At 70.4% G+C, this 6,501-nt stretch carries 10 protein-coding genes; 2 read left to right on the top strand and 8 right to left on the bottom strand.

The features are described from left to right. Nucleotides 1-18: 18 nt before the first annotated feature. The gene (locus tag AOK24_RS51860; RefSeq protein ID WP_240554371.1) at nt 19-345 is read right to left on the bottom strand and encodes a hypothetical protein; all 327 of its coding nucleotides are present in this window, start codon (nt 343-345) and stop codon (nt 19-21) included. Between the two features lie 57 nt (nt 346-402). Between AOK24_RS51860 and AOK24_RS51855 the strand changes: the two genes are divergently transcribed. Next, on the top strand, nt 403-1,008 hold the full coding sequence (locus tag AOK24_RS51855) for a hypothetical protein (protein WP_240554370.1): 606 nt from the start codon (nt 403-405) through the stop codon (nt 1,006-1,008). A gap of 66 nt (nt 1,009-1,074) precedes the next feature. Here AOK24_RS51855 and AOK24_RS41025 read toward each other — a convergent pair whose 3' ends face one another. Genes AOK24_RS41025 through AOK24_RS41015 form a run of 3 tightly spaced genes read right to left on the bottom strand, consistent with a single transcriptional unit; the run spans nt 1,075 to nt 2,893 of the window. After that, complete coding sequence (locus tag AOK24_RS41025; protein WP_055724990.1) at nt 1,075-1,734, bottom strand: hypothetical protein; 660 nt, start codon at nt 1,732-1,734, stop codon at nt 1,075-1,077. Continuing rightward, on the bottom strand, nt 1,731-1,973 hold the full coding sequence (locus AOK24_RS41020) for a DUF397 domain-containing protein (protein ID WP_055724989.1): 243 nt from the start codon (nt 1,971-1,973) through the stop codon (nt 1,731-1,733). The genes AOK24_RS41025 and AOK24_RS41020 overlap by 4 nt, the downstream gene beginning before the upstream one ends. Then, nucleotides 1,970-2,893, bottom strand: coding sequence for a helix-turn-helix domain-containing protein (locus tag AOK24_RS41015; RefSeq protein ID WP_338060977.1), 924 nt, complete (start codon nt 2,891-2,893; stop codon nt 1,970-1,972). The genes AOK24_RS41020 and AOK24_RS41015 overlap by 4 nt, the downstream gene beginning before the upstream one ends. Before the next feature lie 16 nt (nt 2,894-2,909). Between AOK24_RS41015 and AOK24_RS41010 the strand changes: the two genes are divergently transcribed. Beyond that, nucleotides 2,910-3,314 carry an ATP-binding protein gene (locus AOK24_RS41010; protein ID WP_055724988.1) on the top strand — a complete coding sequence of 135 codons (405 nt, stop codon included), beginning with the start codon at nt 2,910-2,912 and terminating at the stop codon, nt 3,312-3,314. 19 nt (nt 3,315-3,333) lie between these two features. Here AOK24_RS41010 and AOK24_RS41005 read toward each other — a convergent pair whose 3' ends face one another. The 4 genes from AOK24_RS41005 to AOK24_RS48965 form a co-directional block, all read right to left on the bottom strand. Next, nucleotides 3,334-3,774, bottom strand: a complete 441-nt coding sequence (locus AOK24_RS41005) for a glutaredoxin domain-containing protein (RefSeq protein ID WP_055724987.1) — start codon at nt 3,772-3,774, stop codon at nt 3,334-3,336. A gap of 22 nt (nt 3,775-3,796) precedes the next feature. After that, on the bottom strand, nt 3,797-4,798 hold the full coding sequence (locus tag AOK24_RS41000; RefSeq protein WP_240554369.1) for a hypothetical protein: 1,002 nt from the start codon (nt 4,796-4,798) through the stop codon (nt 3,797-3,799). Beyond that, nucleotides 4,795-6,054, bottom strand: a complete 1,260-nt coding sequence (locus tag AOK24_RS40995; protein WP_055724986.1) for a CHAT domain-containing protein — start codon at nt 6,052-6,054, stop codon at nt 4,795-4,797. The genes AOK24_RS41000 and AOK24_RS40995 overlap by 4 nt, the downstream gene beginning before the upstream one ends. After that, nucleotides 6,051-6,501: tetratricopeptide repeat protein (locus AOK24_RS48965; protein ID WP_159052173.1), on the bottom strand; the 451-nt coding region annotated here is incomplete at its 5' end. The genes AOK24_RS48965 and AOK24_RS40995, both read right to left, overlap by 4 nt.

The following is a 6,501-nucleotide window of genomic DNA, read 5'->3' as shown; positions in this document are numbered from 1 at the left end:
CGGCACCGCTGAAAACCCTCACTGACCGGAGCACTGGCCGCCGGAGCGAGTGCCGTCGTCGGCACGGGCCCGGCCGCCGCGCTGCCGCCCGCCGACCTCGACGACATCCTCTTCAGACTCCCGGACGCCGAACCGGTCCCTCTGGCGGACCTGACGGCCCGTACCGCCGCCGCCCGGCACACCTACACGGCCGCCCGCTACAGCAACCTCGCCTGCCTCCTCCCCGGCCTCCTCGCCACCGCGCAGGCCACCCGCGACGCCGCGAGCGGCCACCAGCGCCGGCAGGCGTCCGCCGTCCTCGCCCGCGCCTATGTCCTGGCCGCCGAACTCGCCTCCAAACAGCACTCCGACGCCGCCTGGGTCGCCGCCGACCGCGCCCTGACCGCCGCACGCGCCAGCGGCATGCCCGTCCCCGTCGGCGAGGCGTCCCGCGTCCTGGCGATCAGCATGCGTCGCTCCGGCCGCTGGTCCTCCGCCGTGCACCTCCTCACCCGCGAGGCCACCGCACTCGACACCACCGACCCCCGCACCCGCGCCGTGCGCACCACCCTGCTGCTGACCGCCTCGTACTCGGCGGCGACCGGAGGCGACCGCACGACAGCCCTCGCCCTCCTCGACCAGGCCGAGGACGACGTCGAACACCACCCCTCCACCCTCGGCGGACTGTTCACCGTCGACGCCGACCGCACTCAGGTCGACGTCTACCGCATCGGCGTCCTCAACGCCCTCGGCACCCCGGACGAAGGCGTCGACGTCGCCGCGCGGATCGCCGTCGACCGCATGCCCACCCCCGAACGCCGCGCCAGGGCCTGGACCGACACCGCACGCATGTGGCACGCCCTCGGCGACAGCCGGCAGACCTACACCGCCCTGCGCCACGTCGAACACGAAGCGCCGCAGGAGGTACGCCGCCCCGCGCTCAGGGCCCTCACGACGGACCTGCTGTACGGTCCCGCACGCGTCGAGGGGTTGCGGGAGTTCGCGATCCGTACCGGAGCCCTGTCCTGAGGACCGGCTCCGTATCCCCGACCACCCACTCCAAGGCGAGCGGAAAGCCGTGATCCCTTCCCGGCGTCAGGCGGGTGCGAGGGGGAGGCCTGAGCGTTCGCGTAGGGAGTCGAGTGCGGTGGGGTCCACTGCCGCGACGCGCAAAGTTGCCGTGTTGTACGAGTAGTTGGCCACGATGCGGGTCGACGGGTCGAGGAAGGTCAGGCGGTGGCCGCCCTTCTGGAGCGCGGGGGATCCGACGTGGCTGAGCACGGACTCCACGACACCCAGTTGCTGTTCGCGGACGCGGCACGTGGCTTGGTGGGGGAGGGAGCGTACGGCCTGGATGCCGGCGAGGTTGATCAGGAAGGCGGAGAGTCTGCGGGACTCGCTGAACCACTTGCCGTGGGGTTCGCTCCGGCCGTGGACCCTGGGGTCGGAGGGTACGGGGTCGTCGGGGCGCAGGCTCCACTGAGCGGACCCGAGGTTCTCGACGCAGAGGATGAAGTGGCCGTCCTCGACGCGGAGTTGTTCGGGCGCGTTGACGTGGAGGGTGTGCGGGGTGCCGCGCAGACCCATCAACTCCGGGTGCCGACCGGCGACGACGTAATAGTCGCGCAGGGGATCAGGAAGGGTGATCCCCAAGTGGTGCGCGGCGGCGGAGAGTTCGGCATCGGGACAGCCGTCGGACGGGGTCCAGTTGCCGAACGCGGTGGAGATGAGTTCGTGGAGGGGTTCTTCGATCACAGCGAGGTGCGACGGAGGAACGCGGTCCAGGTGGTGGGGGTGATGGTGAGGTACGGCGCTTCGGGGGTCTTGGAGTCGCGGATGTGGATCGCGGCGGAGTGGGCGGCGACCTCGACGCAGGCGGCACCGTCAGGGTTGCTGTAACTCGACTTGACCCAATCGCAGGCGACTTCCACGCAGTTCGCGCCCTCGCCACTGCTGTAGCTGGACTTGACCCACCGAAGTGCCGTGTTGCTCATCTCTCTTGCTCTCCCAGCATCTGGTCCAGCTGAGCCCTCGTCTGGTCTGGGGTGAGGGCCTGTGAACGCAGCATCGCATACTTCTGGGTGAGCAGCGCGATGTCCTCCGGCTCAGAGATCAGTTGATTGCCTCGCTGGCCTTCCGTGTAGGCAAGCCGGTCGTGATCGGCGGTCTCCAGCAGGACGAAGGGCCCTTCGAGACCTGCATGGTTGGTCAAGTTCGACGGCAGGATCTGAATGGTGCAGTTGGGGAGATCGCAGCACTCACGGATGTAGCGCAGTTGCTCCAGCCAGACTTCCCGCCCGCCGATGGGCGCCCTCAGGACGGGCTCCCAGATCACGAAGCACGAAATCGGCGGCTCCTTGCGGTGCAGGATCGCCCGGCGTTCGATCCGGTCCGCCATCAACTCCGCGATCTTCTCCGGGCTGTACGCCGGTACCCGGCTGCGGAACACCGCTTCTGCCCAGCCATCGGTCTGCAACAGCCCCGGAATCAGTTGTGCCTCGTACGAGGAGATGAAGATGGCCTTCATCTCCTCCGTCAGGAACTCGTCCGCCCACAGCGCGATCAGGTCCACGTCCGGCAGATGCTTCACGAGCTTCGCCAACACCCCACCCGTGTCCAGGAACTCGTCCAGTTGTTCCGCCGTATCCAACGGAAGTGGCCGTCTCCCTTGCTCATACGACGTCAGGCTGCCCAAACTGATACCGAACGCCTGCGCTAGCTTTTCCTGCGTGTACCCGGCCTTGAGCCGGAGAACGGCCAACGCTGCGCCAACCATCTTGTGTGCCGTGGCATTACGCCGGGGCTTCTTCGCTCCCATGCCGCCCAACTCCCCATCCACGCGCCATTTCTCACTGGTGCGCGCTGGTACAAACTCGATGTACCAGCCGAGCCACTGCCACATGATCTCCACCACTCGCAACCCTCGTCCCATGAACGTGGAAACCCACCTCCCCGCCACCCGCGAACGCCTCTACTCCCGCTCCCGCCGCTCCATCCCCGCCGCCCGGGACTTCACCCGCACCACCCTGACCACCTGGAACACGAGGGCCCCCCTCGACGACGTCCTCCTGTGCGTCAGCGAACTGACCACGAACGCCCTCCTGCACGGCGTCCCCCCGGGCCGCTTCTTCCTCCTGCGCCTGCGCCCGCACGGAGACGCCGGCGTGAGGGTGGAGGTGCACGACAGCGGGGACGGCACGCTGCCGATCGTCCCCGCGCCGAGGGAGGACGGCGGCAGGGGCCTGCTCCTCGTCGCGGCGCTGGCGGACAAGTGGGGAGCGGAGAGGAGGAACCCGGGGAAGGTGGTGTGGTGCGAGTTCGTGCTGCGCTGCTGAGTGCTGCGGTGCTGAAAGGTCAGGCGGAGGTCCGCTGATCTGTGAACTGCGCCTTCAGCCATGCCGGTTCGGGGTTGACGTACGGGTGGCCCGCGATGAAGACCGTCGGGACCGTCTCGTTGCCGTCGTTCGCCGCCCGTACGGTCGCGGCGGCTTCGGGGTCGGTCCAGATGTCGACCCAGTGCATGCGGTGGGCGTCCCGGCCCAGGCGGATGCGGAGGCGGGCGCAGTACTTGCAGCCGGGGCGCCAGTAGACGATCGGGCGGCCGTCGTCGGCGCTCCGGGCTGCCGCCTCGGTCGTCGAAGGGGGGAAGATCAGCGGGGAGTTGATGACCGCGAGGGCCGCGAACAGGAGCGCGAACGCCACTGCCGCGACCGGGTTCCCCTGGCCGAGCAGGCCCGTTGCGGCGGCTGTGCCGCAGACGGCCAGCAGGGCGGGGAGGATCCAGGCGCGGTTCATGACCCCGCAGGGTATCCGGCGGTCAGCGGGAGCGTTCCGCCAGGGTGAGGAGGAGGTGGGCGGACTCCGGGTGGTGGAAGTCGGAGTGGGCGCCGGTGGGGTCGAGGCGGCTGCCCCGGTAGCGCCAGTCCGCGTCCACGTTCACCAGGCGGTGGTCCAGGGCGAGTTGGGGGTACGGCTCGGTCGTCCGCAGCAGCTTCGTACTGAACTGCGGTACGGGGGCCGCGCCCGCGCCCGAGTGGCCGATGCCGGGCGCCCCTTCGGCGCGCAGGTGCCAGAAGCCCGTCGCCCGGTCCCAGCGGGAGTGCGTGAGCACGAGGGGGCCGCGCAGCGGGGCGCCGGGGTGGACCGGCGTGGGGAACAGGGTGCCGAAGTGGGTCGTGAACGCGTCGCGGGGGGCCGCCATCTGGAAGATCAGCATGCTGTCGACGGTGAACGGGCGGCGCGAGTCGTACGGCATGCTCCAGCCCAGCGTCTTCGGCGGCTCCGCCGCCCGCTGCACCGCCTCGCAGAGGAAACGGCCGCCGAAGGAGTGGCCCATCAGGTGGAGGTACTTCCCCGAGCGGCCCGCGAGGACCGGGGGCGCCTTCGGGTCGCCGCGCACGCCGTCCAGGTAGCCCAGCAAGTGGCCTATGACGTACGGGGCGTGGCCCTTGCCGTCCGCGCTCATCGCGTGCGCTCGGTCGCGGATGCGGGTGTAACCGCCCTTGAGTTTCGAGAGACTTGAGGAGGGCCAGCGGACGACTACGCACCAGGGGCGGTAGCCGTCCGCTTTGAGGCCGGGGTAGCGGTCGGGGGTCTTCGCGTACAACTCCGTTGCCTGGGCGATGAGTTGGGTGGCCGTCTTCGTCGCTCGGGCGGGTGGGGTCTGCCAGCCGTGGACGTAGACGTGGACGTCGGTGGACCAGGTGGGGAGGGGGAGGGTGGTGGCCAGGTGGTCGGCCACGCGGCCGACCGGGACCGGGATGCCGCCGGGGGCGAGGAGGCGGCCCTGTGTGTCGAGGTCGATCTCGGCAGGTTTCACGAGGCGAGGTCCAGACGGCTGTTGATGCCGCAGTTGAGGGAGTAGGCGAGCGCGAGGGGGTTGTGGAACTCGCGGGCGAACCGCCGTACCAGCGACTGGCCTATCTCGCCCGCCGCATGACGACCCATCAGGTACTGGTCGAGGAAGGCGTACGCGTACTCGGTGGCGAAGAGCTGCGGCATCTCGATCTGGGGAGCGAGGATGCCGGTCGCGCCGAGGTCGATGAGTTTCTGCCCGAGGTGCTCCAGGTGCCCGGCGTCGGCCGTCTCGGCGGAGTGGCAGGCGTTCAGCAGGACGAAGGGCCGGAAGCGGGCGGCGGGGTTGCGGACGTAGGAGCGGCGCTTGCGGGAGACGAGTGTGCCGTCGATGCTGTCGGTGTCCGAGAGCCGGATGGTCAGGAACTGGCTGGCGGCACCGGCGTTCACGAAACTGCCGTGGCACCAGAAGTACATGACGTCCTCGTGCAGCACGCTCTGCGACAGCGCCTCCAGGAGCTGCCGGCTCTCGCTGCGGACGACCAACCAGGAGCGCTGGTCGAGGAGTTCGTGCACCTCCTGCGCGCGGCCCACCTTGTCGAGCGTGTCGTCCTTGTTGAGGCTGGTGGTGGCCTTCTCCCGCAGCCCCAGCGGCGCGTGATTCCAGGGGTAGCCGCGATCGGTCTGCTCGACCTGGTGCCGGTGGCCCAGGAACGCCTCCCAGGGGCTCGCGCACAGCGCCGGATCGACGGCGAGCATCGGCCAGGGCAGTTGCCACTCGGACTCGAAGCTGATCCGCAGAGTCCGGTCCCCGGCGAGCGCGCCGAGCAGGAACTCGCGGAAGCGGCACAGGTCGTAGCCGTTGCCGTCGAGCATCACGTCGAGGACGTCGAACCCTTCCTCGGCCAGGGTCCGGATCAACGCGTCGGTGGCCGCGCCCAGTCGGGTGAGGTCGGCGGAGTCCGCGAAGGGGTGGCCGCCCACGCGCTGTCCGGGGCCGGGCTCGGTGCTCTCGTGGCGGACGACCTTGTCGTACCAGATCGTGCGCAGCCGCTTTCCGTGGTCCAGCAGCTTCTCGGCGGGGATCTCCAGGTCCGCGCGGTGCCAGGGGTCGGCGTCGGGGTCGGCCGGGTCCGGGAAATGGGCGCGGACGCGCAGGCCGTCGGGGCCGTTCCGGTGCAGGTACACCCGGAGTTCGGGCGGGCCCGCGTGCCGTACGGGTGGTCTGGCGAACCCTCCGGAACTGTCGCCCAGCATGTCGAAGGCGAGTTGCCTCGTCATCCGTCCCCCCTGTCGTCCCCGACGCGGATCACCGTCCGCAGGTCCTGTAGCGCCAGTCCCGTCGCATGGTCGTACAGCGTGAACCGCAGTTCGTGGTCGCCGGGTTCGGCGGCGGTCAGCTCGAAGCGGGCCGGGGCGTCGCCCGCGTCGTACACCGCCTCGGGCGGGTCCACCGAGGCCGCCGTGCGACAGGACGGGGTGATCATGATGCGGCCGGGGGGATCGGCGGCGTACTCCTGGACGAGGCCGATGTCGATCGGGAGCGGACGGCCGGCCACCGGGGAGGCGTCCGACGGCAGCGACAGGGCCACCCGCCAGGCGGGGCGCGCGGCGCGCAGGCGGCGGCGCAGTTCCGCCGTCTCTGGGTGGTCGGGGCCCAGCACCCGCTCCCAGCGGGCGATCACGTCCTCGTGCGGCGGGGCGGCGGGGTCGTCGGGGTCGTCGGGG

The sequence above is a fragment of the Streptomyces niveiscabiei genome, from assembly GCF_001419795.1.
Classification (GTDB): domain Bacteria; phylum Actinomycetota; class Actinomycetes; order Streptomycetales; family Streptomycetaceae; genus Streptomyces; species Streptomyces niveiscabiei.
Note: the sequence above shows the minus strand (reverse complement) of the source record. Positions and strands in the feature narration are given on the sequence as shown.